At 43.4% G+C, this 23,629-nt stretch carries 20 protein-coding genes, 2 tRNA genes and 1 rRNA gene; 14 read left to right on the plus strand and 9 right to left on the minus strand.

Annotated features, from left to right (window positions below; genetic code table 11):
* Together rrf and ACXAH2_RS16620 are read left to right on the plus strand one after the other, a co-directional pair.
* Positions 1-85: ribosomal RNA gene (rrf, locus tag ACXAH2_RS16615) — 5S ribosomal RNA — on the plus strand; the annotation flags it as partial.
* Between the two features lie 459 nt (positions 86-544).
* Positions 545-688, plus strand: coding sequence for a DUF2956 family protein (locus ACXAH2_RS16620; RefSeq protein WP_475080069.1), 144 nt, complete (start codon positions 545-547; stop codon positions 686-688).
* 121 nt (positions 689-809) lie between these two features.
* On the opposite strand, the gene ACXAH2_RS16625 is transcribed toward ACXAH2_RS16620, so the two are convergent.
* Positions 810-1,307 carry a GlcG/HbpS family heme-binding protein gene (locus tag ACXAH2_RS16625; protein WP_475080041.1) on the minus strand — a complete coding sequence of 166 codons (498 nt, stop codon included), beginning with the start codon at positions 1,305-1,307 and terminating at the stop codon, positions 810-812.
* 157 nt (positions 1,308-1,464) lie between these two features.
* Here ACXAH2_RS16625 and ACXAH2_RS16630 point away from each other — a divergent pair, with 157 nt between their 5' ends.
* Both ACXAH2_RS16630 and ACXAH2_RS16635 read left to right on the plus strand, forming a co-directional pair.
* A complete protein-coding gene (locus ACXAH2_RS16630; RefSeq protein ID WP_475080042.1) occupies positions 1,465-1,605 on the plus strand; it encodes a hypothetical protein in 141 nt (46 codons plus the stop codon).
* On the plus strand, positions 1,602-3,173 hold the full coding sequence (locus tag ACXAH2_RS16635; protein ID WP_475080044.1) for a peroxidase family protein: 1,572 nt from the start codon (positions 1,602-1,604) through the stop codon (positions 3,171-3,173). Before ACXAH2_RS16630 ends, ACXAH2_RS16635 begins: the two co-directional genes overlap by 4 nt.
* A gap of 100 nt (positions 3,174-3,273) precedes the next feature.
* Here the strand turns inward: ACXAH2_RS16635 and ACXAH2_RS16640 are convergent, their stop codons facing one another.
* A complete protein-coding gene (locus ACXAH2_RS16640) occupies positions 3,274-4,935 on the minus strand; it encodes a SulP family inorganic anion transporter (protein WP_475080046.1) in 1,662 nt (553 codons plus the stop codon).
* 118 nt (positions 4,936-5,053) lie between these two features.
* Positions 5,054-8,191: a ribonuclease E gene (rne, locus tag ACXAH2_RS16645; RefSeq protein ID WP_475080047.1), complete on the minus strand. Its 3,138-nt coding sequence runs from the start codon at positions 8,189-8,191 to the stop codon at positions 5,054-5,056.
* 472 nt (positions 8,192-8,663) lie between these two features.
* On the opposite strand from rne, the gene rluC reads away from it, so the two are divergent.
* The 3 genes from rluC (at position 8,664) to ACXAH2_RS16660 (ending at position 11,074) form a co-directional block, all read left to right on the plus strand.
* Positions 8,664-9,632 carry a 23S rRNA pseudouridine(955/2504/2580) synthase RluC gene (gene rluC, locus ACXAH2_RS16650; RefSeq protein ID WP_475080049.1) on the plus strand — a complete coding sequence of 323 codons (969 nt, stop codon included), beginning with the start codon at positions 8,664-8,666 and terminating at the stop codon, positions 9,630-9,632.
* 180 nt (positions 9,633-9,812) lie between these two features.
* The gene (locus ACXAH2_RS16655) at positions 9,813-10,277 is read left to right on the plus strand and encodes a hypothetical protein (protein ID WP_475080050.1); all 465 of its coding nucleotides are present in this window, start codon (positions 9,813-9,815) and stop codon (positions 10,275-10,277) included.
* Positions 10,278-10,315: 38 nt separating this feature from the next.
* Positions 10,316-11,074 (plus strand): CLCA_X family protein, encoded by a 759-nt coding sequence (locus tag ACXAH2_RS16660; protein ID WP_475080051.1) that lies wholly within the window; start codon positions 10,316-10,318, stop codon positions 11,072-11,074.
* 155 nt (positions 11,075-11,229) lie between these two features.
* Here ACXAH2_RS16660 and gcvP read toward each other — a convergent pair whose 3' ends face one another.
* The 3 genes from gcvP to glyA form a co-directional block, all read right to left on the minus strand.
* Positions 11,230-14,091 carry an aminomethyl-transferring glycine dehydrogenase gene (gcvP, locus tag ACXAH2_RS16665; RefSeq protein WP_475080052.1) on the minus strand — a complete coding sequence of 954 codons (2,862 nt, stop codon included), beginning with the start codon at positions 14,089-14,091 and terminating at the stop codon, positions 11,230-11,232.
* An 88-nt stretch (positions 14,092-14,179) separates the two neighbouring features.
* Positions 14,180-14,563, minus strand: a complete 384-nt coding sequence (gene gcvH, locus ACXAH2_RS16670; RefSeq protein ID WP_475080053.1) for a glycine cleavage system protein GcvH — start codon at positions 14,561-14,563, stop codon at positions 14,180-14,182.
* 57 nt (positions 14,564-14,620) lie between these two features.
* Positions 14,621-15,898 (minus strand): serine hydroxymethyltransferase, encoded by a 1,278-nt coding sequence (gene glyA, locus ACXAH2_RS16675; protein ID WP_475080054.1) that lies wholly within the window; start codon positions 15,896-15,898, stop codon positions 14,621-14,623.
* 370 nt (positions 15,899-16,268) lie between these two features.
* Here glyA and gcvT point away from each other — a divergent pair, with 370 nt between their 5' ends.
* From gcvT to ACXAH2_RS16695, 4 genes are all read left to right on the plus strand, one after another.
* Complete coding sequence (gene gcvT / locus ACXAH2_RS16680) at positions 16,269-17,369, plus strand: glycine cleavage system aminomethyltransferase GcvT (RefSeq protein WP_475080056.1); 1,101 nt, start codon at positions 16,269-16,271, stop codon at positions 17,367-17,369.
* Positions 17,370-17,470: 101 nt separating this feature from the next.
* Positions 17,471-18,010 carry an elongation factor P hydroxylase gene (locus tag ACXAH2_RS16685; RefSeq protein WP_475080058.1) on the plus strand — a complete coding sequence of 180 codons (540 nt, stop codon included), beginning with the start codon at positions 17,471-17,473 and terminating at the stop codon, positions 18,008-18,010.
* The gene (locus tag ACXAH2_RS16690) at positions 17,994-19,130 is read left to right on the plus strand and encodes a 4-phosphoerythronate dehydrogenase (RefSeq protein ID WP_475080061.1); all 1,137 of its coding nucleotides are present in this window, start codon (positions 17,994-17,996) and stop codon (positions 19,128-19,130) included. The genes ACXAH2_RS16685 and ACXAH2_RS16690 overlap by 17 nt, the downstream gene beginning before the upstream one ends.
* A gap of 23 nt (positions 19,131-19,153) precedes the next feature.
* A complete protein-coding gene (locus tag ACXAH2_RS16695; RefSeq protein ID WP_475080062.1) occupies positions 19,154-19,873 on the plus strand; it encodes a flagellar brake domain-containing protein in 720 nt (239 codons plus the stop codon).
* 62 nt (positions 19,874-19,935) lie between these two features.
* Here the strand turns inward: ACXAH2_RS16695 and htpX are convergent, their stop codons facing one another.
* Positions 19,936-20,814 carry a protease HtpX gene (gene htpX / locus ACXAH2_RS16700; RefSeq protein WP_475080063.1) on the minus strand — a complete coding sequence of 293 codons (879 nt, stop codon included), beginning with the start codon at positions 20,812-20,814 and terminating at the stop codon, positions 19,936-19,938.
* 79 nt (positions 20,815-20,893) lie between these two features.
* A complete protein-coding gene (locus tag ACXAH2_RS16705; RefSeq protein ID WP_475080065.1) occupies positions 20,894-22,108 on the minus strand; it encodes a pyridoxal phosphate-dependent aminotransferase in 1,215 nt (404 codons plus the stop codon).
* Positions 22,109-22,168: 60 nt separating this feature from the next.
* Here ACXAH2_RS16705 and msrB point away from each other — a divergent pair, with 60 nt between their 5' ends.
* The gene (msrB, locus tag ACXAH2_RS16710; RefSeq protein ID WP_475080066.1) at positions 22,169-22,591 is read left to right on the plus strand and encodes a peptide-methionine (R)-S-oxide reductase MsrB; all 423 of its coding nucleotides are present in this window, start codon (positions 22,169-22,171) and stop codon (positions 22,589-22,591) included.
* 100 nt (positions 22,592-22,691) lie between these two features.
* Here the strand turns inward: msrB and ACXAH2_RS16715 are convergent, their stop codons facing one another.
* Complete coding sequence (locus ACXAH2_RS16715) at positions 22,692-23,261, minus strand: YajG family lipoprotein (RefSeq protein ID WP_475080068.1); 570 nt, start codon at positions 23,259-23,261, stop codon at positions 22,692-22,694.
* A 130-nt stretch (positions 23,262-23,391) separates the two neighbouring features.
* On the opposite strand from ACXAH2_RS16715, the gene ACXAH2_RS16720 reads away from it, so the two are divergent.
* Together ACXAH2_RS16720 and ACXAH2_RS16725 are read left to right on the plus strand one after the other, a co-directional pair.
* Positions 23,392-23,467, plus strand: a tRNA-Glu gene (locus ACXAH2_RS16720).
* A gap of 71 nt (positions 23,468-23,538) precedes the next feature.
* Positions 23,539-23,613 (plus strand) — tRNA-Gly (locus ACXAH2_RS16725).
* Positions 23,614-23,629: the final 16 nt, after the last annotated feature.

Consider the following 23,629-nt stretch of genomic DNA (forward strand, 5'->3'; position numbering starts at 1 on the left):
GATCCCATCCCGAACTCAGCAGTGAAAAGCGCCATCGCCGATGGTAGTGTGGGAGATCCCATGTGAGAGTAGGTCGTCGTCAAGCTTTAAATTAAGAAGCCCTGATAGGATAACCTGTCAGGGCTTTTTTACGTCTGGAGGAAACTCACTCCCTCATTCTTAACATAAAATCAGATCCAAGCGCGACGCCTTGCGTCACTGGGTCGTCAGCGGCTTACGCTGCTTGGAATCTTTTTTAAAGATATGTGTTGGACCACCTGATCCCAACCACTTTTTTCGCTACAGGCATTCAGAAGTGGCTTTTATTCGCCGCAGGCGCTCGCCATGTTTATGGTATGTGGGTCTTGTGATGAAAGGGAATCATGTGAAAGTCCCGAAAGGTGATAAGTACAGGTCGTATTGCAAGAGTATAAATATCGTCAAGTCTTTCTCGTTTCTGATGGTCTAAATAGAAAAACTGTTTATTACCAGATTAAGAGACACCTCTGTTTTAGGCTGTTGAAACTCCTTGCTACGCGTTGCAGAGTTATAACAGGCTAAACTGATTGCTCAGGGGATTCAAAAGGTTATCGGAGAGTATAAAAAGAGCTATTTACAAAAGGTCCGCGCTTTAGACAAAGAGAAGAATAAATTACAGAGAAAGCTCAGTTCAAAGTTCACGTTAAGGTTGAATCTTCTAAAGAAGTGAAAGAAGTGAAAGAAGTTGAAGTGATAATACAGCTTAGAGCTTAATACGGGCCTTTTAAATCGCCGTTAAAGTTTTCAATTAAATACAGGAGGCCGCATCTTAGGGCCTCCAATAACTTTCACTAATTCATCACTGTTTTAATTGCCGCTTCTGCACACGCTACATCTAGATGACCGCCTGGTGCACCACCAATACCAATACCACCTACAATCTGGCCATTAATTGTTAATGGAAGGCCGCCAGCTAGGAACAACAAGTTGTCATCCATATTTTGTAGTGGTCTAAGGACAGGGGTATCTTGAATTAAATTGCCTAGCTTCTCTGTTGTTCGTTTCATGCTAACGGCGGTAAAGGCTTTTTGACGTGAGCTTTCAAGACTGTGTGTGGTCGCATTGTTGTTTCCAAGCTGAGCCAGTACACGCCCTGATAAATCGACCACAGTGGTTGTCACACTATAGTTATCTTTGGCGCATGCATTCACCGCAGCAACAGCTAGAGACATGGCCGTCGAAGATGATATCTGGGTGAAAGTATGAGTGTGTTCCGATTCTTGTGCGGTGGTTAGACCTGACATTAGAACTAGAGACACGCCTGCTAATTGTTTGATGATAGATTTCATATGACTCATTTCCTCTTAAAGTGAGTATTGCTTTGAAAGTGATAGCCAGTCTATCTGGCTCAGCTTTCAGCTACCTTGCGCTAAGATTACAGCTTTGTAATGCAGTGATAAGCTTGAGGCGTGCTAATCTTAGAGGTTGCTAAGAAAGAGAAAATCTATGCGAATTTTAGTCATTGAAGATGACCAGCATATCAGTAAGTTTTTACAACTCGGCTTTGAAGAGCTCAACTATCAAGTAACTGCTTGTGCAGATGGGTATGAAGGTTATCAGTTAGCAAATAAAAGGAAAGTTATATGAAAAGCTCATTATTAATCGGACTGTTGAGAGTGGTAAAATTTTTTCCCGTTGTTGCTCGTTTAATTAATAAGGTTGTATCGAATCAATTGGCTTCGGCCACTACGGCAAGACCGAACAGCTATAGCCTATGGTCGCCTGTTGATAAGAAAAATCAGCCGCCGAGTTCTTATTTAACTTGGCATACAGTTACTAATAAATCTTATTTTGACCTTCATTTATCGCCTGCCGAAGACAGCTTTATAAAAGGCCTACCTTCTAATGATGGAACAAAGGAATATCCATTTGGACAAGTTACTGAATTATTTAGGCGTGAAAATGGGTTTAAAGAAGGGCGATCTTCAGTATTTTTTATGTTTTTTGCTCAATGGTTTACAGATGGTTTTTTTCGTTCAGATCATATTGATTTTAGAAAGACAACGTCGAATCATAATATCGATCTTGCTCAAATTTATGGTCCAAATGAAGAGGTCGCTCTAATGCTTCGTTCTGGAAGCAAAGGTAAATTAAAGAGCCAAATTATTGATGGTGAAGAGTATCCAGATTATTTAGGTGAATTAAATGATAAAGGAGAATGGCAAGTCAAAGAGTGTTATGAAAGACTGCCTTACATTGCGGATAAAGATTGGATGGAATCGATTTTCGGTGATTTAACTACTGAGCAAAAGACTCAGTTGTTTGCTACAGGTTTAGAGCGTGGGAATTCTATCGTTGGCCATATGGTTATGAGTACTGTGTTTTTAAGGGAACATAATAATATTTGCGATAATTTGTCGGCTTTGAATCCTAGTTGGGATGATGATCGACTGTTTCATACCGCGCGAATCATTAATACAGTCGTGTTAATGAAACTCGTCATAGAAGACTATGTAAATCATATCGCTGGGGTTGACGTGTTAATTATGGATCCCAGTTATGTAGAGAAAAAAGACTGGTATCGAGAGCCTTGGATCGCCGCAGAGTTTAATCTTCTATATCGATGGCATGGCCTAGTACCTGATGTGTTCGACATTTCAGGTCGAAGTGAAAGTTTTGTGCAAAATTTTTCTTTGTTAACGCGAGAAGGGTTAAGTAATTTGCTTGAGGCAGCCACTCAGCAAGCCGCAGGAAAGATAACGCTTGATAATGTTCCAGCCTTCTTGATGCCTGCTGAACAGGCGATGATTAATAAGGGACGAGATTGGAAATTGAGATCTTACAATGATTATAGAGAGAAATTTGGACTGCAAAGATTACCTTCCTTCAAAGAGCTTTCACTTAGTTCAAGCATTAATCAGGAGCTAGAGAGGTTGTATGGCCATATTGATAAGCTAGAACTGACTGTTGGCTTGTTTGCAGAAGATAGTGAGTTAACTTTGACTGGTGAGCTACAAACAGCAATGGTTGCATATGATGCTATTACTCAGATATATACGAATCCATTATTAGCTAAACAAAATTATACTGAAGAGCACTTTACTTCTTTCGGTATGGAGCGCATAGCAGGAACAAAGTCGTTTCAGGAATTAGTGGATAGGAATACTCAACGAAAAGTCACTGTGAGTGTAAAAAATCAATCTATGGCAAGTTGATTTAATGTGTTTGAAAAAGACCTGAGTTCGATGATCTATCGAACTCAGGTCTTAAAAATGCGTTCAACTTGTAAGAAAAATGTGTTTTTCAGGTCAAATGTTAATCGATTTGGTTAGTAGATATACACTCAACAGCCTGTTTTAGTGCTTCAAGACGAGAATCACAGAAAGCATCACTTGGTAGACGACTTATGACGCCAAGTTTTTCCAGGCGTTCGGTCGTTTGCCCATTTGGGCTGTAAATATACACAGCGCAGTTGGCGTCTATAGCATCTTTAATCGCGTTTTCCAAAGCAAGGCCTATGGTTAAGTCCATCATAGGAACAGCACTAAGGTCTAAAACCACGGCTTTGTAGTTATGAATACGGTTATGATGTTTAGCGATGGCTTTACTTGCACCAAAGATCATTGGTCCAGAAAGGTAAAACAACAAGACATTCCCGTTTGCATTATCCAATAAGCCTTTTTCAGCCTCGGTAAGTGGTATGTCGTCGTCTGCGTCACTAATGGCTTTTACATTACCTGATTGTAAGCGGCTAAGTTTTTCTATGGTCATGATGTTTGCAATGAAAACACCAATGCCAACAGCAACCATCAAATCGACAAAGACGGTTAATGTCATGACGCCATACATTATTATGGTAGGTGAGAGGGCAACCTTATGAGCGCGTTTTAAGAAACTCCAGTCAAGAATGTTTATCCCCACATACAGAGCGATGCCGGCCAAAACCGCCATTGGAATTGGGCTAATCAGCTGCGAGGCTCCTAATACGACTAAGAGCAATATTAGCGCACGAGTTATACCTGCAAGAGGGGATTTGGCGCCAGTTTGAATGTTTACGACAGTTCCCATTGTTGCGCCTGCACCAGGCAAGCCACCCAATAAGCCAGAAACAAAGTTTGCCACCCCTTGACCAATCAGCTCTCGGTTTGAATCGTGCTCTTTACGGGTCAAGCTATCGGCAATCACAGCTGTTAGTAAGGTATCGATACAACCCAGTGTACCGAGTACTAAGCCATTGATGACCATTTCCATAATCACTGGAAATTCAAATGTTGGCCAGTGAATGGAAGGCAAGCCTGATGGAATAAGGCCAATGCGCCTTACATCGTTTGTGTCAAATAATATGATAGAAATTAACGTAATAACCACTAATGCAATGAGCTGTGGTGGGGCGAAACGACGCCACTTCTTGGGTAAGTAAAACAATACTCCTAAGGTTAACAAACCTAAGAAAAGTTCTGAAAATTTCAGGTTCATTAATAGATTTGGTAGTGCGGTGAGTGTACCGACAACACCACCAGGAGGTGATGGGTGTCCAAGGAAAGGAGCAAGTTGCAAGATAATTAAGATAACGCCGATACCGGACATAAAGCCTGATATGACGCTGTATGGCATGAGGGTGATGTATTTTCCGAGCTTAAGATAGCCAAGGGTAATTTGGAAAAGTCCGGCTATCATAACGACCGTAAAGGCCATGGCTAAACCACTTTCTGGGCTAGCGGCCATCATGCTGGTGAGTACGGCGGTCATTATAACCGTCATGGGGCCTGTGGGCTCTGAGATTAAACTGGTTGAGCCACCAAACAGCGCAGCGAAAAAGCCAACCAAAATAGCGCCCCATAAACCTGCTTCTGCGCCAGCTCCAGAGGCGACACCGAAAGCCAATGCCAATGGCAGGGAAACGATGGCTGTGGTAGCACCACCGAATAAATCGCCTACCAGTGTCCAATCCTTAAAACGAGAAAAATCAATGATCATTCAGTCTACCTATCCTTTTTTATATCAATATCAGTCCGTTGATTAAAAGTCTATATATCTGCAAAAGAGCCCGCAAAGGCGGGCTCTTTAAGGGAAGAAAATATTACATCCTACGAATCTAATTTGATTCGATACTTTCTTCAGCCGTTTGGCTCTCTTCACGCATTAATCTAGGGTCATTTTTAACACGGCCTTTTGATGCTCGGCGTCGAGAGGCAGATGCATTGCGTTTTTCTTCTTGCTCTTGGCGAAACCTTTCCTGTTGAGCCAAAATAGCTGCGGGCAGTTCTACTGGGGCTGCCGTTTCGGTTACTTGTTTGATCGCAGGCTTACCACGACCACGACGCGCGACACGAACCTTTTTAGTAGTAACTTCATTGCTTTCATCTGTTGTTACTTCAGTCGGCTCAATTTCAGCAAGCGGTTCACTATTGTTTGCTTCTTGCTCTACTGTTTCTGATGTAAGTTTGTTTTCTTGTGTTTCCACAGTAACACTGTCAGCACTTGATTCAACCACAGAAGCTTGTACTTCGATTTTATCTATTTCTTCAGCCTGTTCAACTTCCTGAGAAGAGGTGGTCGCCGGTTGTATTTCTTCTTCAGACACATCCGCATGATCAGATTGAGTAGTTGATTGCTCTACAACTTCGCTTTCAGGCAGAGTTGAAGGAAGATCAGTGCTTATTTGAGCTTTAACGGACATTTTGGGCTTAGCTGTTGCCTTCTCTTCCGTTTTTTCAGTCATTTCTATTTCGGCTTCTTCTGCTCTTGCATCTAGTGGTTGATCTGCTGTTGGCTGAATATCATCCTTGTTGGCATTTTCATCTAATACATCAAGGGCGGCGGAAGCAACGTCAGTATCTTGTGTATACAACTCATCTTTTACAGGTTTGGCAGATTCATCTGTGATATCCGCACTGGTAACTGTTTCTGATGCAATTAAGGTATCATTGGCAATGTCTGTTTCACCACTTAGGTTATTTTCAACCTTATTACTTTCAATTGTATTCTCATTGTTTTGTGGACGACGAGAGCGGCGAGAGCGGCGAGAACGACGAGGCTGAGTATCCTCTTGAGGATTTGCGATAGTCGACTCTTGGTCAGCTTGCGTTTGTTCTACTGCTTCCGCTTTAGTGGCTTGTTCTACCTCTAGTCGCTTGGCGGCTTCTTGAGCTTCATTTTTTATCTTACCGTTACGACGACGATTTTCATTGCGATCACGTTTCCGCTCTTTTACCTCAGGCACTTCTTTTGGTGGACGAGACACTTTCGCTTGTTCTTGTGTTTCTACCTTGCCGTCTTGATGATTACGGTTAGAGCGATTATTACGACGACCGTTCTTATTGCTGTTATTGTTGCCAGCCTCAGCTTGCTCTCGACGTGATTGACGAGTTGAGCGTGGCTTCTCTTGCATAGCAGCATCATCGCGCTCATTGCTTTGGTGCTTCACATTACGCTTGTTGCGGTTAGGGCGATTGTTTTTACCCTTGTTGTTACGATTCTTCGAGTTATTCGTATTGGCTTTTGATTTGTTATTTTTGCTATTGGTTTTTTGACCAGAAGCATCACCAAATAAAGCCATTAAAATGCGTTTTAACAAGCTTGGTTTTGTGGTCTTTGCTTTTGCCGCTGAAGCCGATTGTGCAGGAGCAGGTGCCTTAGGTGCAATGCTAGTAACCGCAGCTTGCTGATGAACTGTTTCGCTAACTTGTCTTGGCTCGTAAGGAGGTTGTTCAGGTGTTTCTACTAAGTTGTAGCTTGTGTCATTTTGAGAGATAACAGAGTTATCATCACGAATACGTTCCACTTCAAAATGAGGTGTTTCCATGTGTGGATTTGGTACTAGGATGATATGCACACTGTTACGTTTTTCAATTTTAGCGATGTTGGTGCGTTTTTCATTTAGCAAGAAGGTGGCGACAGAAACGGGTAATACTGCGCGTATTTGTGCGGTTCTTTCTTTTGCACATTCTTCTTCAATAAGACGAAGTACGGATAAGGCTAAAGATTCTACGTCTCGAATGAAGCCTTGCCCGTTACAACGAGGACATACAATGCCGCTGGTCTCGCCAAGAGAAGGGCGCAAACGCTGACGAGACATTTCCAACAATCCAAAGCGTGAAATTCTGCCTAACTGCACACGCGCACGATCAGCCTCTAGGGCATTTTTCATACGGTTTTCCACTTCTTTCTGGTTGCGTACTGGCGTCATATCAATGAAGTCAATAACGACCAAACCACCGATATCACGAAGACGTAATTGACGAGCAATCTCATCGGCCGCTTCTAAGTTGGTCTGCAGTGCCGTTTCTTCGATGTCGCCACCTTTGGTGGCACGTGCTGAGTTAATATCGATAGAGACTAGGGCTTCTGTTGGATCAATAACAATTGAGCCACCAGAAGGCAGGCGGACCTCACGCTGGAAAGCCGTTTCGATCTGCGTTTCGATTTGGAAACGGTTAAACAAAGGGGTGGAGTCAGTATAAAGCTTGATGCGGGATTTGAAATGCGGCATCACCTGCATCACAAAGTTTACTGCATCTTGGTAAGCCTGTTTTTCATCAATAAGTACTTCACCAATGTCTTCGCGTAAATAATCACGAATGGCGCGAATAACAATATTACTTTCTTGATAAATTAAGAAGGGCGCAGGTTTTTCCGCTGCCGCTTTTGTGATAGAGGCCCAAAGGGTTTCTAGATAATCTAAATCCCATTGTAATTCTTCCGTAGAACGGCCAACGCCAGCAGTACGGACAATCAAGCCACCATTTTCAGGAGTAGAGAGGCCAGACATGGCCTCTTTTAATTGTGAACGATCATCGCCATCGATACGACGAGATATACCACCAGCACGTGGGTTATTTGGCATCAATACTAGGTAACGACCAGCCAAACTGACGAAAGTCGTTAGGGCTGCACCTTTGTTGCCTCGTTCTTCTTTATCAACTTGAACAATAACTTCTTGGCCTTCGCTGATCACGTCTTTGATATTGATGCGACCTTCATTGCTGACTTTTTTAGAGAAGTAGGTTTTGGATATTTCTTTGAGTGGGAGAAATCCATGGCGCTCTGCGCCAAAGTCTACGAAGGCCGCTTCTAAACTCGGTTCAACGCGAGTAATTTTACCTTTGTATATATTGGATTTCTTTTGCTCACGAGAGCCGGATTCGATATCAAGATCGTATAGACGCTGACCGTCTACCAAGGCAACACGCAACTCTTCTTGTTGAGTTGCATTTATTAACATTCTAATCATTGTGTATGTGAACTCTGTTAGCTGATACGAATATAGCCACAGCAGTGTCAGGGCAAGCATTAATCAATCTGACTCAACATTATAGAGCAAATCATTCAGTTTTTGTCCGGCGAGATGAATCAATGACTCATTTATTTCTAACTAAACGCTTGTAGCGGTCGCTGCCTCGATAATTACCAAATAGTCTCTTTAACTGGTCTCGTTTCTTTGCCTTTTTGTCAAACAACGCTAACGCGTGGTTGAGCAATTTAATGAAATTCCTGCCACTGACGCGGATTTTTCCGAATCATGCGGTTTAATATTTAAGATTAACTGTTACAGAGGTAAGATAGGGCCAAAGTGTCGCTTTGGCAGTTTCATTCATTTCTTGCATCTTATCTTCGAGGCGTTTTGTTACCTCTTACCCTTTGCGAATGTGAATATAACAGTAAAAACTAAGTGCTTCAATTATAAAGGAAACCAATCTTTGCATATGTCCGAATTAGAACAAAAAATAACAGAACGTCCAGCGGTTCGTTACGTTACAATAGATGAAAACAATCACGGACAAAGGATTGATAATTTTCTTCTTACTTTTTTGAAAGGTGTTCCCAAAGGCAAAATATATAACTTATTAAGGAAGGGGGAAATTCGAGTCAATAAAAAGCGAATCAAACCAGATTACCGTTTGCAGAATGAAGATGTGCTGCGTATCGCGCCCATTGTGATTGCCCCTGAGTCAAAAAAGCCAGCATTGCCTGATCGACTAAAAAATGACATTGAGTCACGCATTGTTTATGAAGATAAAGGCTTGCTTGTTATAAATAAACCGACAGGGCTTGCTGTACATGGCGGTAGTGGATTGAGCTTTGGTTTGGTGGAAGTGGTTCGACAAATGCGACCACAGGAAAAATTCATCGAATTAGTGCACCGTCTTGATCGCGATACCTCGGGTTTAATTATGATCGCCAAAAAACGCTCTGTTTTAAAAGAGCTTCACGCAGCATTGCGTGAAAAAGAGGGCGTGCAGAAGACGTACCTGGCGTTAGTCTATGGTAGTTGGCCTAAGCGTAAACAGCAGGTGAATGCTCCTCTATTAAAAAATGAGCTTAAGTCAGGCGAACGTGTTGTAAAAGTCCACACAGACGGAAAAGAGAGTTTAACCTTGTTTAAACTGGTTCGGCAGTTTGAAGGCCACAGTCTTATTGAGTGTGAGCCAGTAACGGGGAGAACACATCAAATACGTGTTCATACTCTACATGCGGGTTATCCCATTGTGGGTGATGAAAAGTATTCGCCAACAGAAGATTTGAAAGCGAGTAAGGCGCTTGGTTTTAAACGTTTGTGCCTTCATGCAACGCGTTTGGTGATTGAACTTAATGGAGAGAAAATGGTTTTTGAAGCACCGTTAGATGATGAATGGCAATCTTTGATGAATCATTCGCTTACTCCGTTGTATTAAGGGAGCATGAGTGAGCGAGTTGTTTTCGTTTTTCTCTTAATACTTAATTAAGAGCTGAATCGCAATTACCGTCACCGCTTTACAGATAAGATTCAATTGTGCATTTGCATAGTTGAGTCTTGCCGCTCTATGTTTGCTCAGGCTTAATGGGATTTCTTATGCAGTATTAAGGCGCATTGCATGTTTAAGCCGACATTAAAAAAACTGAGATCTTTTGTTGCGACTTGTTTATTGGTTATGGCGCCAGTTGGTTTTGCTGGCACCGCCGAACCTAATAATGAAATAACACCTTCTTTTGTAGATGTCAGAAGCAAAACATGGGCTAATAGTCGCAATGAAAGCAGAGGGCAAGAGGACGATCTACCTTCATTTTACTGGCAGCAAACTTTCAATGCAGTCACTAAGCAGCGAGATGAGCAAGGTTTGTCTTTAAATCTTGACCTGCACATTGCCCTGACCAAAGTGGAAGAGGCCTATCAGGATGAATTTGATCGATTGCTTGACTGGCAAGAGGAGCAAATCCAGCAGTTTCAAGGAAACAGAGTAGCGATTGCCAAGTTAAATGTGCAAATTGCAGAGCAAGCAGCAACACTTAAGCGGGTTAGAAGGGCTAAACTTGAACAAATTAATCGTCTATATTTATAGGCAGATTAACATTCAATTATTTTACGACCAAAGTATAAATGATCCATTCTCCTGAAGCTTCCATTTCTTTTGTTGCTATACGTCGCCAGTTCGACTTTCGCGGTATTGAAATGGGCCGTTGGGTAACGCCTTACGAAAGAGATAGAGCGGCGATCAATTTTTATCAAGCTTTGTTGGATTTAATGGCAGTGCTGCAGGGGCCAGAAAAAATAATTTCTTTACGTGGTACGTTAGGTCTGCAATATGGCAAAGGAGGTCAGCCAGGTGTAGCAGCGCATTATACACCAGCTACAAGGCAATTGGCATTGGCGAAAAATGCCGGGGCGGGCAGTCTGGCTCATGAATGGTTTCATGCCTTTGATCATTACATTGCTGATAAATTGTACCCAGATGCATCGGCTATGAGTTTCGCCTCTCGCCAATGGTTGAATCTTACCGATATGACGCAAACAGTGAAGCACCCATTGAACCTTGCTTTAATTGACTGCTTTAAAGCTGTTATGTTGAATGAGGCTGGAAATGAGCCAAGTGAGCTTTTCCGGGCCTCTCAAAAAGCCGATCAAGAATATAAGATTTTGTACTATGCGAAACCTGAAGAGTTATGTGCTCGATCTTTTGAAGCCTTTGTGGAGGATGCCTGTCCGACCAATCCATTTTTAGTACGGGGGACTCGGTATTCTATTGATACTCAAAGAGGGCTTTATCCTCAAGGTGAACAAAGAGAGCGAATTGGTAATGCATTTCGGCTCTATTTTCATGCACTTGGCGCATCACTATTAATGGAAAACAGCAGCTAAATTAGCTGGGTTGAGACTCTATGTAGGTCACCTTTGCGATAGAGCATAGTTGGGATCACAGGCATTAATGTGAAAACAATGACATTTCAAAAAACGAGCCATTTGGCTCGTTTCGTTATTGGATAAGAATGTTGTCACTTTTGATTTGTTGTTATCTATTCATAACTGTCTATAGGTGGACATTCACAGAACAGGTTGCGATCTCCGTAAACATTGTCAATACGACCAACAGGTGGCCAATATTTACGCGCTTTGATCCATGCTAATGGATAAGCCGCTTCTTCGCGACTATAACTGTGAGCCCAATCGTCAGCTAATAAGCTTGCCGCGGTATGTGGGGCATTGACAAGCGGATTGTCCTCTAAAGGCCACTCTTCTGCTTGAATCTTACGGATTTCCTTACGAATTTGAATCATGGCATCGCAGAATCGATCCAGTTCTTCAAGGTTTTCAGATTCTGTTGGCTCGATCATCAGCGTGCCAGCCACAGGGAAAGACATGGTTGGCGCGTGGAAGCCAAAGTCCATTAAACGCTTAGCAATGTCTTCTTCTGAAATACCTGATTCTGCTTTCAAAGGACGAATGTCGATGATGCATTCGTGTGCAACCGTATTGTTTTTACCTGTATAAAGCACAGGGTAGTGTTCGCCTAGGCGAGTAGCTACATAATTGGCGTTCAGGATGGCGTTATAAGTCGCGTCTTTTAAACCTTGATCTCCCATCATTTTGATGTACATCCAAGTGATAACCAAAATGCTAGCACTGCCGTAAGGGGCCGCGGATACTGCACCATATTGTTCTATCATGTCCAAAACTGGACTGACTGTGTGTCCTGGCAGGAAAGGTGCAAGGTGTGATTTCACGCCAATAGGGCCCATGCCAGGGCCGCCACCACCGTGTGGAATACAGAAGGTTTTGTGTAAGTTTAGGTGGGACACATCGCCACCAAAGCTGCCTGGAGGGGCAATTCCGACCAAAGCATTCAGATTCGCGCCATCGATGTAAACTTGACCACCGTATTGATGTACTGTGTCACACACTTCGCGAATGTGTTCTTCAAATACCCCATGAGTTGAAGGGTAAGTCGCCATAATACAACTTAATTGATCAGCATGTTTTTTGGCTTTTTCGGTAAGGTCCATAAGATCAATATTGCCATTGTCATCGCACTTGACTATCACCACCTTCATACCAGCAAGCGCTGCGGAAGCTGGGTTGGTGCCATGAGCGGAGCTTGGAATCAAACATACATCACGATCGTGATCACCGCGAGACTTGTGGTATTTATCAATCGCAACCAAGCCCGCGTATTCGCCTTGCGCTCCAGAGTTAGGTTGTAAAGAAACCGTATCGTAACCAGTGGCTTTAGACAGCATGGCAATCAGTTCTTTCAGCAAAGTATGATAACCAACGACTTGATCGCCTGGAGCAAATGGATGGATACGACCGAACTCTGCCCAAGTGACAGGGATCATCTCGGAAGCTGAATTGAGCTTCATGGTACAAGAGCCTAATGGAATCATACTTTGGTTTAAGGCAATGTCTTTTACTTCCAGTTGATGCATGTAGCGCATCAATTCGGTTTCACTGTGATGGCTATTGAAAACCGGATGGGTCAAGATCTCGTCTTGACGTAACAGATCGTCGGCAATACCAAAGCTGATGGTCATGTTGGCAATACTTTCTAGATTTGTGACTATGTCAAAACAGACTAGGATGTCGACAATGTCTTGCGCTTTGGTGGTTTCGTTCAGGGCAATAGACAGGCTGCTGTCGCTCGTACGATAGAAGTTCATCAATTGTGCTTGCGCTTTGTTATAAACACTTTGTGTCTTATCGCCTGTTTGTATTACCAAGGTATCAAAGTGACTGGCATTGACGCCATAGCCGTTTGCTTGCAATTGACGAGCAAGAAGATGCGTTAAGCCGGCAACACGAGAAGCGATTTTCTTTAAGCCTTGAGGGCCGTGATAAACCGCATAAAAACTCGCCATCATGGCCAGCAAGGCTTGAGCGGTACAGATATTGGAAGTAGCCTTTTCACGACGAATATGTTGTTCGCGAGTCTGCATGGCCATTCGCAGTGCAGGTTGATCGTGGCTGTCTTTAGAAACACCAATGACGCGGCCCGGCATGGAGCGTTTGTAAGCATCTTTCGTCGCTAAGAAAGCAGCGTGTGGTCCGCCAAAGCCCATTGGTACACCAAAGCGCTGCGCGCTACCAAAGACAATGTCAGCACCCATGGCGCCTGGCGATTTTAGTAAGACAAGTGACAATAGGTCTACTGCCACACTTAGCAAAGCTTGTTGTTGATGGGCGCTTTCGATCACTGGTGTAAGATCTTTTACTTCTCCGTCTAGGCCTGGGTATTGGACGATAGCACCGAATACATCATGCTCGGCCAGTTTCTCAACATCATCTACAACCAAATCAATGCCCAGCAGCTCAGCACGAGTTTTCACGACATCAATGGTTTGCGGTAAGCAATGGTCGGCCACAAAGAGTAAATTGCTTTTCTTGCGATTAGAACGTTGCATCAAGGTCATGGCTTCTGCGGCAGCGGTCGCTTCGTCTAACAGAGAAGCGTTAGAGATTTCCATACCAGTTAGGTCGATGATGACTTGTTGAAAGTTAAGCAAGGCTTCCAAACGACCTTGCGAAATCTCAGGCTGGTAAGGAGTATAGGCCGTATACCAGCCAGGATTTTCGAGTAAGTTGCGCAAAACAGGTGAAGGTACATAGGTATCATGGTAACCCATGCCGATAAAAGAGCGGGTAATTTTGTTTTGCTGGGCAATGGCTTTTAATTCAACTAAGGCATCCTGTTCGCTGATGGCTTTTGTGCTCATGTCCAGATTGGCCAAACGAATCGCTTCAGGAACCGTTTTCTCAATCAAGTGTTCAAGGCTATCAACGCCAATGCTGTTAAGCATTTTTGCTTTTTCATTTGTGTCAGGGCCAATATGGCGAGCAATGAATTCGTCATGATTCAACAAATCGCGGATGCACGATGTCATAGTTCTGTCACCTGTTTTAGAAGAGAGTAGAGAATGTGCGCCCTGTATTAGATTAAATAAAGAGCGCTGATAGTGCGTTTTGAAAAGATTATTCGATGGATTCAGCGTAGCCCGCAGCATCCAATAATTTATCAAGATCAGCGGCATCGCTTATCTTGATTTTGGCAATCCAAGCACCTTCAAAAGGCGCTTCGTTGATCAACTCTGGAGCATCTTCTAAAGCTTGGTTTACTTCGATTATTTCACCATTGATTGGTGCGTAGATGTCAGACGCCGCTTTGACGGATTCAATCAAAGAGAACTGTTCTGTTGCTGTTACCGCAGCACCCACTTCTGGTAGTTCAACATAAACAACATCACCAAGTAAGTCTTGCGCATGATCAGTAATGCCGACAGTGACTGTGCCGTCGCCGTTATCCAAAACCCATTCATGAGAATCAGCGTATTTTAAATTTTCTGGGATAGTGCTCATAGGTTGTTAGCCTCATAAAAAAATACCCAAGTGTGCAGACACTTGGGTATGGTGTTATTAGCGGTAAAGTGGGAAGCGCTTACAAAGCTCCTTGACTTCAGACAGTACCCGCGCTTCTACTTCTGGGTTGCCTTCGGGCATTTCCACAAGACCATCGATTACGTCGCTAATCAAGTGACCAACTTTGCGGAATTCTTCTTCGCCAAAACCACGAGACGTAGCCGCTGGTGTACCAAGACGAATACCAGAGGTAATCATGGGTTTTTCGGTATCAAATGGGATGCCATTTTTATTACAGGTGATACCAGCGCGTTCAAGCGCTTTGTCAGCCATGTTGCCCTTGATGCCTTTTGGACGAAGGTCAACCAGCATTAGGTGATTATCCGTTCCGCCTGTAACCACATCACAACCACGTTCGATAATCACTTCAGCAAGTACTTTGGCGTTGTTAACCACTTGATCGATATATGTTTTGAATTCAGGCTTCAATGCTTCGCCAAAGGCAACGGCTTTACCCGCAATCACGTGCATTAGTGGGCCGCCTTGGTAACCCGGGAAAACCGCTGAGTTGATTTTCTTACCTAAGTCTAAGTCGTTAGACAAGATCATACCGCCACGAGGGCCACGCAAGGTCTTGTGTGTTGTGGTTGTCACAACATGTGCATGTGGCAGTGGAGAAGGGTGAGCACCAGTAGCAACCAAACCTGCAATGTGGGCCATATCAACAAACAAATAAGCGCCGACTTTATCGGCAATTTCACGGAAGCGTTTGAAGTCGATGATACGAGGAATAGCAGAGCCACCAGCAATGATCATTTTCGGTTTGCATTCTAGTGCTTGCGCTTCGATTGCATCGTAATCAATCAGTAGGGTATCTGGGTTGACTTGGTATTGAACGGCGTTAAACCATTTACCAGATTGTGCTGGTGGGGCACCGTGAGTCAAGTGACCGCCGGCGTCCAGAGACATACCCATGATGGTGTCACCTGGTTGAAGCAAAGCCAACATAACAGCACCGTTGGCTTGCGCGCCAGAGTGTGGTTGAACGTTAACGAATTCACAATCAAAAAGCTGCTTAGCACGATCTATAGCTAATTGTTCAGTAACATCGACCGCTTCACAGCCACCGTAATAACGACGATTAGGGTAACCTTCAGCGTATTTATTGGTTAGCACAGAGCCTTGCGCTTCTAATACAGCTTTAGAAGTGATGTTTTCAGAAGCGATCAATTCAATGCCAGTCTCCTGACGTTCTTGCTCTTCAGTAATGGTTGCATAAAGCTCAGGATCACGCTCAGCAAGCGTTTGACTGAAAAAGGCTTCGGTGTTGGCCATGGAAAATATCCTCTTAAATAAACATGTATGCCCATAAGACAATGAGTCTTAACTATAATAACACTTTGGCAGTCTAAGGTGATGAAAAAAGATCATCTTTCTTAGAGCGTCAGTCATTGTCCTATTCACGTCAATTTGTGTTTATCATAATCAAAAAGTTTCCAATTGGAAACATGAAAAACGCATTTGTATCAAAAAACTGATTTTAAGTTTAATTTGACCGAACGGTTTTATTTAGTATCTTTTACGTACGCTGTGATGTGGCGCTTGGTTTAAATAAAGCAAACGAGTACTTGTCAAGGCGCTTGTGTTTTCGGTAACCTGTTTCCTATTGGAAACTTTTTCAAACAAGAATCTTGCAGGTAATAAAATGAAACGTACCGCCCTATATGAGCAGCACCTTACTAGCAGTGCCAGAATGGTTGAATTCGCAGGTTATGAAATGCCAGTTCAATACCCACTAGGGGTTAAAAAAGAACATTTGTGGACGCGCCAACATGCTGGTTTGTTTGATGTGTCTCACATGGGGCAAGTGTTGCTAAAGGGCGAGAAGGTTAAGCAAGAGTTAGAGGCTATTTTGCCCGTTGATGTGATTGATTTGCCACAAGGCATGCAGCGTTACGGTATCTTTACCACAGAAAGTGGCGGTATTTCAGATGACTTGATGTTCGCTAACTGGGGGCATGAAATTTACATGGTGGTGAATGCTGCTTGTAAAGATCAAGATATTGATCATTTAAAGAAAAGCTTAGTCACTTCTGAGGTGGTGGTTTTAAATGATCGTTCTTTGCTTGCTTTACAGGGGCCTAAAGCGCGTGAGGTATTCGCACGTTTGGTGCCAGAGGCCGCTAACATGATTTTCATGCAAAGCACTAAGTTTGTGTGGCAAGGGATTGAATTATGGGTGAGTTGCTCGGGCTATACAGGGGAAGATGGTTACGAAATTTCTGTAGCAAATGAGCAGGCGGATACCTTAGCAAAGGCTTTGTTGATTGAGTCTGAAGTGGAGTGGATTGGTTTGGGCGCGCGCGATTCGCTTCGCCTTGAGGCTGGCTTGTGTTTGTATGGGCATGATATTGATACCAAAACAACGCCAGTTGAAGCGTCGTTGAACTGGGCCATTCAAAAAGTCCGTCGTACAGAGGGGGCGCGCGCTGGTGGCTTCTTGGGTGCGGATGTGATTTTGCCGCAGTTTATTGATAAACCAAGTAAAAAACGCGTTGCTTTTATTGCCGAAGGTCGTGCCCCTATTCGTGAAGGGGTTGAGTTGGTAAACCAAGCGGGGAATTTAGTTGGTAAAGTGACCAGTGGCGGTTTCTCACCTAGTTTGGAGAAGCCTATCTTGATGGGCTATGTTGATCTAGAGGTACTGGTCGCTGATGAACCTATTTTTGCACAGATGCGTGGTAAAATGATTGCATTAACACAAACTAAAATGCCTTTTGTGGCAGCCAATTATTATCGCGGTTAATTATTGGTATAAGGTGTAGTAAAAGATTCAAAGGCGTCATGTAGACATTCTACATGGCGCTTTTTTGTGTGATAATCGCTACTTTTTTGGAGACTGGATTTTTGGCTCTTGTTGACCAAATGGTATTGGCTTTTAATCAGTGTTTTTTGCATTCTTACCAAACCTGCTTGGTTGGTAATGCTGATGAGCCTTTGTATTTGCCTGCTAAGGGCGATCAACCGGCAAAGATATTGTTCCGTCTTGATTATGCTTCTAGTGCTTTGCATGAGGTAAGTCACTGGTGTATTGCAGGTGCGCAAAGAAGACGGCTTGAAGATTATGGTTATTGGTATGAAACCGACAGCCGAGACTTAACTCAGCAAGCAGAATTTGAACAAGTTGAAGTGAAGCCGCAAGCAGTTGAATGTATTTTGCACTGGTCAGCTGGTATGCCTTTTAACGTCAGTGTCGATAATTTGGCCTATCCTGATTACGATGCTTCACCTTTTCGTAAGGCGGTCATGCAGCAAGTACAATCCTATATCGAAAATAAAAACCTGCCTGAAAGGGCGGAGATTTATGCACGATTTTTATTGGCGAAACGCCATCCCGATGTTGATTTTAGTGAGTTTTTAAAACACGAATATGAAAATCGTTGCTGATGAAAATATGCCGAATGTAAAACGGCTTTTCTCCCATTTGGGAGAGGTATCCTTAGTGAGTGGTCGAGACTTGACGCCCCAGCAAGTTAAAGACGCAGATGCGCTTTTGGTAAGATCGGTAACCAAGGTGAATTCGAGCTTATTGGCTGATAGTAAGGTGAAATTTGTCGGCAGCGCCACCATAGGGGTGGATCATATCGATGAGGCTTATCTGCGGTCACAAAATATTAGCTTTGCCAGCGCTCCAGGCTGTAATGCTGATGCCGTTGCCGATTATGTGTTCAGTGCATTGAGTTCTCTATACTTGAGTAAAGGGGTGGCTTGGTTATCTGCGAGCATTGCTGTGATAGGTTTTGGCAATGTGGGGCGTACTGTTTATAAACGTTTTGCTGCTTTGGGTTGTCAGGTGTGTGTCTATGATCCTTTGAAGTTGGCAGATGATCCCACGCTGACACGAGAGGCTAATTTCGTTGAATTAGAAGAGGTACTAGCGTGTGATGTTATCTGCTTGCATTCACCAATGACTCAGTCTGGTCCATATCCTACTTTGAATATGTTGTCTGAAAATGAGTTTGCTCAGATCAAGGCCGGTAGCAGTATTATATCGGCAGGCCGAGGTGGTGTTATCAATGAAGACGCTTTGTTATCACGTTTTGGGGCGCTTTCTGGCGACCTTAACTTGGTGTTGGACGTCTGGCATAACGAACCTAATATTTCACAAGAGTTACTAAGTATTGCTGATATTGCTACACCGCATATAGCCGGTTACAGTCGACAAGGCCGTGAAAAGGGCACCTGGATGGTTTATCAAGCCTTGTGCAAATGCTTTGGTTTAGAGGCGCAATTCAGTGTAGAAGACGCGGTGACGTCAGGTAATTTGCAACGCCTTCAGCTTAATGCAAGGCTGTGTAAAGAAGAAATGCTGGCGAGAAGCATGCATGCCATTTATGATGTGGCAAGAGACGATGCGCGTTTACGATTTCAGTATCGTATGAACACAAAAGAGAACATATTTGATTGGCTCAGGAAAAACTATGTAGAGCGGGATGAATTTAATACTTGTCAAGCTCACCATCCGTCTGAGCAGTCCAGCTTGAACGCAGTTGGTTTCAATCAATGATAAACAGAGAATTAAGGTAGGACATGGCTGGAGTAATGCAGGTCGATTTAGGAGACCTTGATGTGCCGATTGGCACCAGTGTGCAAATTGAGTTTATTTCCCCGCCGGGTCGGCATATGGTGAAAGTACTAGGTAATATACCTGGTGTTTCCTTGATTCTTTCTTGCCCAAGGTTAAACGGAAAAAACATTTTGGTCCGCGACAGCCAAGTAGTGAATCTGCGTTTAATGCTGAGTACTCATGTATGTGCTTTTTCCAGTAAAGTGGCAAAAAGCTATTTGGAGCCTGCAGCGCATTTACATATTGCTTACCCAAGTTACGTTGAAGCCTCTGAAGTCCGTCAGGCAGTGCGGGTTGAGACTCGCTTGATTTGTAATGTGGAAGGAGATGGTAGTGATACCTCTATTGGTAACGTGTCATCGGCCATTATTACCGACTTAAGTTATGGTGGTGCCAAGCTAATTTCCAAAGAAGATTTTGGTTCGGTGAATCAGACCATGAAAATGGCGTGTAACGTAAAAATTGGCAATTATTCCCATTTATTGAAATTGGATTGTGAGATTCGATCTCAGGAAATTCAAATGCTTGAGCAAGTGCAGGCCAGTATGGTGGATAATGAATTTCTAACCCGTATGGGAGTGGAATATTTTTATGTTTATGGCATACGTTTTTGCACCCCCTCTAAAGAAGGTGGTATTCCTTTGATAGCCTACATATTAGAAACATTGCAGGCCAAGAAATAGTGATGAATAGCCATCAAAAACGCCAGCAAATTTGCTGGCGTTTTTGATGGCGGATATTGATCTTATAGGGCTTGTAAGGCTTGGATGCGATCGCGAATAGGTGGATGACTTGAGAATAGCTCGCCTAAACTTGGACGTTTACCCTGGCGAATGCCGAACGCCAACATAGAATCTGGCATGTGTGATTCTTCATGCTCTTGCTGTAAGCGCGCTAGAGCGGCAATCATAGCGCCTTTACCTGCAAGCTTGGCGCCAGCCTCATCGGCACGAAATTCACGGAAACGTGAGAACCACATAACGATCATGGACGCTAAGATGCCAAATACAATCTCAAACACAAAGGTTGCAATGTAGTAACCAAAACCAACCGAGCTATTGTTGTCGTTTCGGCGAAGGAATTGGTCTACCGCGTAAGCTGCGATCCGTGCAAAGAACATAACGAAAGTGTTTACCACTCCTTGAATAAGAGACAAGGTCACCATGTCGCCATTTGCTACATGACCAATTTCATGCCCTAAAACGGCTTTGATTTCATCGGGTGGAAAGCGATCTAGCATGCCGCTCGATACGGCTACTAATGCGTCGTTTTTATTCCAACCGGTAGCGAAGGCGTTAGCATCGTGAGATGGAAAGATGGCCACCTCTGGCATCTTGATGCCAGCTTTATTAGACAGTTCTTTCACTGTGTCCAATAGCCAAACTTCTTTGTGGTTTCGTGGTTGTTCGATCACCACTGCGCCAGAGCCTCTCTTGGCCATGAATTTGGATAAAAATAGCGAGATAAAGCTGCCGGTGAAGCCAAAGACCGCACAGAAAATCAGCAAGGACGAAAGATTTAAGCCATTGCTGCTAATATAGCCATTTACGCCTAATAGACTCAACACTATGCCTGCCACGACTATGACAGCAAGGTTGGTCAAAAGGAAAAGAATGATACGCATTTTACTATGCTCCTAACAAGACTGGTAAGGAGCATAGTAGGGGTTTGAAGGATTATTTCAAGATACCAGATTAAGGATTTTAACGTCTTAATCTCTGCAAAAAAGCGGCAAATCTCTCCATTGCAGGTGTGAGCTCTTCAACATGAGGAAGAAACACAAAACGCACATGATCCGGGGTGGGCCAATTAAATCCCGTGCCTTGTACAATAAGAACCTTTTCTTCTTTGAGGAACTGCAGCACCAAATCCATATCATTCTTAATGTTATACACTTTGGGGTCGAGTTGAGGGAATAAGTACATGGCACCTTGAGGTTTATGGCAATTCACGCCAGGAATAGAGTCCAAAACATCAAATGCAACTTGCCTTTGTTCATATAGGCGACCGCCTGGGGTAATAAGCTCATTAATACTTTGATAACCGCCCAGCGCGGTTTGCACGGCATGTTGTGCGGGTACGTTGGCGCACAAACGCATCGAGCTTAAAATATCAATGCCATCTATAAAGTCGCCTATCCTACTGCGATCGCCGGTGATGGTCATCCAACCAGAACGAAAGCCTGCGGTGCGATACACTTTTGATAAGCCGCCAAAAGTAACACAAGGCATGCGTCCTTCGGTTAATGTTGCGGTGGGAATGTGTTGCGCTTCGTCATAAAGGATTTTATCGTAAATCTCATCAGAGAAAATAAGTAAATTGTGTTCATCTGCTAGATCAATAATGGCTTGTAAGACACTTTTTTCATACACTGCGCCCGTTGGGTTATTGGGATTAATAACCACAATGGCTTTGGTTTTATTAGAGATCTTGGCACGTATGTCTTTAATATCGGGTTGCCAACCGGAACCAGGGTCGCACATATAGTGTCTAACATAACCACCAGAGAGGGTGGCAGCAGCAGTCCAAAGAGGGTAGTCAGGGGCTGGTATGAGAATTTCATCGCCGTCGTTTAACAGTGCTTGCATGGCCATGACAATGAGTTCGCTCACGCCGTTCCCCATCCATACGTGGTTAACGTCTGCGGATTTTATGCCCATGGCTTGGTATTTCTGCATGACGGCTTTGCGCGCAGAAAATAAGCCTTTTGATTCAGAGTAGCCTTGTGAAGTCGGTAAATTACGAATGACGTCGACTAGGATTTCATCTGGTGCTTCAAAACCAAAGGGCGCTGGATTGCCAATGTTGAGTTTTAAAATTCGTTGGCCTTCTTCTTCCATGCGCATGGCTTCTTTAAGAACGGGACCACGAATTTCATAACAGATATTTGCGAGTTTGTTGGATTTACGAATTTGCACCAAATTGTCCTTAGTTGTAGCTGAGGCAATAACTTTACACCTAACTTGGGAGCATTCAAGATGACTGAGTCAGATAGCCGTAAAAAAACAGTAAAGACAGAAGAAGAGTGGCAGCAAGAATTACCTGAAGAGGTGTTTAACATAGTAAGAAAAAAAGGCACCGAACGCGCTTTTACCGGTAAGTATGAAAAGTTTTACGAGAAAGGGGAGTATCATTGTCGTTGTTGCGGCGCGTTGCTTTTTACTTCCGACACCAAATACGATTCGGGGTCAGGTTGGCCAAGCTTTTATGATGGAAACACCAATAACATTGGCGAAATTGAAGATGTATCTTGGATGATGCGTCGTACTGAAATTGTTTGCCAACAATGTGATGCTCACCTAGGGCACGTTTTTGAAGATGGCCCGCAGCCAACAGGTTTACGTTACTGTGTAAACTCAGCATCCTTATCTTTTATAGACAAGGATGATGAGAAGCCGTAATTGGCCAGTTTGTCATCTTTTGAAAAGCACCATTAATATGTCCATAAAATGGGCAAGTACTTGGCTTGCCCATTTCTTCGCTAATCAAGCTTTGTTTTGGCTATTTAAGCAAGGTGATGACGTTTTGATCTTTTAGTAATCGAGTGACGGTTTGGCTAGCCAGCTCATTCATATCTTGTTGAATACTTTCTTGGTAAGGCATGGTGCCATATTCACGAACTTTCTGTGAGCCATAATTGGCTTTATACGTTTGACCTTTAGCGGCCAGCACGAGATTTAATTCAAATTCTAAAGTGGCGATGGTTTTAAAGGTTTCCACTTTGGTCTGATAACTCATCTTAGTAATCTTTACTTTTAGGTCGGCGGCTGGCAAAACACCTTGATCCGGTGTGAATCCCATTGCTTTAAGACCGTTAACAATGCTTTGTTGTACGCTCTTTTTAATATCGTTCGTTGTATATATGTCGGCATGTTCATTTAACCCTGTGGTGATTGACCCAACAGAATTCGTTAGCTTGGTGCTAGTTGATACCTTAATAACGCGATCATTGGTCAAGTTGTTGGCTTCAATCTCAGCTTTTGGTTCCACACTGATATAGTGTGTTGTGGTGCAGCCAGCGAACAGCAAAGTCGACATGGAAAGAGCTAAAATAGTGGATTTGTTCAGCATACATGTTTCCTTAATATTGATTTTTAAAGAGGTTTTTCTCAACAAGGCCTAAATTAATGAAAAAAACTGTTGATTTTAAGATTAGTAACAGTAATATACGCACCCGCTCACACAGCAAGATTATGTTTTTGTCCCATTCGTCTAGAGGCCTAGGACACCGCCCTTTCACGGCGGTAACAGGGGTTCGAACCCCCTATGGGACGCCAATCTTTTTAATAGGTTGTAGCTTAGTCTAGCGTTTATCGGTCGAAGGTTAAACGCAAAATAGTGTAAGTATGCGGGAATAGCTCAGTGGTAGAGCACAACCTTGCCAAGGTTGGGGTCGCGAGTTCGAGCCTCGTTTCCCGCTCCATTTTCACACTTTAGTA

The organism is Marinomonas sp. ABL3_031 (genome assembly GCF_056161265.1).

What these genes read in the sequence shown, in the direction of transcription:
- ACXAH2_RS16625 (WP_475080041.1), bottom strand. Translation starts at nt 1,307, where the DNA reads ATGAAATCTATCATCAAACAATTAGCAGGCGTGTCTCTAGTTCTAATG.
- ACXAH2_RS16630 (WP_475080042.1), top strand. Translation starts at nt 1,465, where the DNA reads ATGCGAATTTTAGTCATTGAAGATGACCAGCATATCAGTAAGTTTTTA.
- ACXAH2_RS16635 (WP_475080044.1), top strand. Translation starts at nt 1,602, where the DNA reads ATGAAAAGCTCATTATTAATCGGACTGTTGAGAGTGGTAAAATTTTTT.
- ACXAH2_RS16640 (WP_475080046.1), bottom strand. Translation starts at nt 4,935, where the DNA reads ATGATCATTGATTTTTCTCGTTTTAAGGATTGGACACTGGTAGGCGAT.
- rne (WP_475080047.1), bottom strand. Translation starts at nt 8,191, where the DNA reads ATGATTAGAATGTTAATAAATGCAACTCAACAAGAAGAGTTGCGTGTT.
- rluC (WP_475080049.1), top strand. Translation starts at nt 8,664, where the DNA reads ATGTCCGAATTAGAACAAAAAATAACAGAACGTCCAGCGGTTCGTTAC.
- ACXAH2_RS16655 (WP_475080050.1), top strand. Translation starts at nt 9,813, where the DNA reads ATGTTTAAGCCGACATTAAAAAAACTGAGATCTTTTGTTGCGACTTGT.
- ACXAH2_RS16660 (WP_475080051.1), top strand. Translation starts at nt 10,316, where the DNA reads ATGATCCATTCTCCTGAAGCTTCCATTTCTTTTGTTGCTATACGTCGC.
- gcvP (WP_475080052.1), bottom strand. Translation starts at nt 14,091, where the DNA reads ATGACATCGTGCATCCGCGATTTGTTGAATCATGACGAATTCATTGCT.
- gcvH (WP_475080053.1), bottom strand. Translation starts at nt 14,563, where the DNA reads ATGAGCACTATCCCAGAAAATTTAAAATACGCTGATTCTCATGAATGG.
- glyA (WP_475080054.1), bottom strand. Translation starts at nt 15,898, where the DNA reads ATGGCCAACACCGAAGCCTTTTTCAGTCAAACGCTTGCTGAGCGTGAT.
- gcvT (WP_475080056.1), top strand. Translation starts at nt 16,269, where the DNA reads ATGAAACGTACCGCCCTATATGAGCAGCACCTTACTAGCAGTGCCAGA.
- ACXAH2_RS16690 (WP_475080061.1), top strand. Translation starts at nt 17,994, where the DNA reads ATGAAAATCGTTGCTGATGAAAATATGCCGAATGTAAAACGGCTTTTC.
- ACXAH2_RS16695 (WP_475080062.1), top strand. Translation starts at nt 19,154, where the DNA reads ATGGCTGGAGTAATGCAGGTCGATTTAGGAGACCTTGATGTGCCGATT.
- htpX (WP_475080063.1), bottom strand. Translation starts at nt 20,814, where the DNA reads ATGCGTATCATTCTTTTCCTTTTGACCAACCTTGCTGTCATAGTCGTG.
- msrB (WP_475080066.1), top strand. Translation starts at nt 22,169, where the DNA reads ATGACTGAGTCAGATAGCCGTAAAAAAACAGTAAAGACAGAAGAAGAG.
- ACXAH2_RS16715 (WP_475080068.1), bottom strand. Translation starts at nt 23,261, where the DNA reads ATGCTGAACAAATCCACTATTTTAGCTCTTTCCATGTCGACTTTGCTG.